At 45.1% G+C, this 1975-nt stretch carries 1 protein-coding gene; it reads left to right on the top strand.

Annotation, left to right across the window (positions count from 1 at the left end):
* Positions 1-548 precede the first annotated feature (548 nt).
* Positions 549-1793 (top strand): group II intron reverse transcriptase/maturase, encoded by a 1245-nt coding sequence (ltrA, locus tag QMA12_RS21930; protein WP_290211493.1) that lies wholly within the window; start codon positions 549-551, stop codon positions 1791-1793.
* The last annotated feature ends 182 nt before the right edge of the window (positions 1794-1975 follow it).

The following is a 1975-nucleotide window of genomic DNA, read 5'->3' as shown; positions in this document are numbered from 1 at the left end:
TTGTGTACGCCCGACATGGGCATTGACTTATGAGGTGAAAGTCCTCTGTAGGAAGATCGCCGTTTAAATAACATACTGTTATTAAACGATAACTACTAGCGAATGGCAAGGGCTAAATCGCGAGAGATAGTCTGGAGGAAGCCGCTAGCAAATCTGTGAGCTGATGAACAAAAACATCATATGAGGCGTAGGCTGGAGACGAGCTAGCACAAGATAGCGAAGTCATGTGATCTAACGGCCACCGTAAATGATGCAGTTGTGCAGAGAAAGTCGATGCACCTTATTCGGGGAGATCTGATAAACACGCATCCGCGCTAACGCTTGGAGATTACCAGTTAGGGACTGGTTGTTCAACCCTTGGCGCTCTGGTCGCTGCGACCTACAGCGAGCGAAACAGCAGTAAACAAGCGTTAGCTTAGACGCGCTTTATCGAGTAATCGCTAGAGTGATTTATCAGAAGTCAGCAGATGGCATAGTAGCCAAACGCCCATCGTAATGGAGGGGACACGGTGAAGGCCTGAACATCTTAACCAGAGGAGAAACTACAAATGAACTTGAATTCACATAGATCACCGTGTTGTGATAGTGATGAACAGCGTTCGACTGTGAATAATACCTCGAATGAATATAACCAAACAGATCATGACCTGATGGCAAGGGTACTAAGCAACCACAATATTGGCGCAGCATGGCAACATGTTAAGCGCAATAAAGGGGCTGCGGGTGTTGATAATATGAGTATTGAGGAATTTAATGACTTCGCTAAGTTACATTGGCTGGGTATTAAACAACTATTACTTAACGGCACTTATCAACCCTTGCCAGTCAAACGCGTGATGATACCCAAACCTGATGGCGGTGAACGAATGCTTGGGATCCCTGCTGTTATCGACAGAGTGATCCAACAAGCCATTGCTCAAGTGATCAGCCCTTACTTCGAGACTCAATTTTCATCACATAGTTATGGTTATCGCCCTCATAAAAGAGCCAGTCAAGCAGTGAACCATGTTCAATCTTGTGTTAAACAAGGTTATAAAACAGCGGTTGATATCGACTTGTCTAAGTTCTTTGATGAAGTAGACCATGACATGCTGATGAATCGTGTTGGTCGTAAAATCAAAGACAAAGCACTCATGCGTCTACTCGGTAAATATCTACGAGCGGGAGTAGCAGAGCGCGAAACAGGTCTGTGGTTTGAGTCAACCAAAGGAGTCCCTCAAGGTGGGCCATTATCCCCTTTGCTTTCCAACATCTTACTCGATGAATTAGATAAGAAGCTAACCTACAAACACCTTAAGTTTGCACGTTACGCTGATGACATAATCATTTTAGTAAAAACCAAAAGCGAAGGATTAATAATCCAACGGGAAATTACTGCGTTCATCACTAAGCGCTTAAAGCTCAAAGTGAACAAATCGAAAAGTCGGGTAGGTCCAGTATCAGGCTCGAAATTTCTCGGGTTCACATTCCGTTACGGTCAAGTGCAGATCCACGAACAGGCGCTAAAGAAATTTAAAGCAAACGTCAGGGAGCTCACTAACCGCAACTGGGGGATCTCAATGACCCTACAAATTCATAAACTCACACAGTATTTGCGTGGCTGGGGACACTACTACCTAATAGCCAACGCTTATCAGCTAACGGTGGATTTAGATCATTGGATCCGCCGTAGGATAAGAATGTGCTACTGGCGGCAATGGCGTAAACCTCGCACCAAAGTACGCAGTTTAATGAAATTGGGTGTTAGCGAACGACTCGCCATAGCCTGTGGTATCACCAGTAAAGGCCCTTGAAGAAGCTCAAAAACAAAAGGAATTAACATTGCGCTAGGCAATGACTATTTAGCATCACAAGGTTTAGTGTCATTGAGAGATATTTGGAGCAATATTCATTACGGGAGATGAACCGCCCATTGCGGACCCGCATGATGGGTGGTGTGGGGGCTGGAGGTTAGAGACCTCCGGCTACCCGATTA

This window comes from Pseudoalteromonas sp. APC 3893 (genome assembly GCF_030408095.1).
In the GTDB taxonomy this organism is placed as follows: Bacteria; Pseudomonadota; Gammaproteobacteria; order Enterobacterales; family Alteromonadaceae; genus Pseudoalteromonas.
This window is presented reverse-complemented; position numbering and strand designations above follow the sequence as displayed.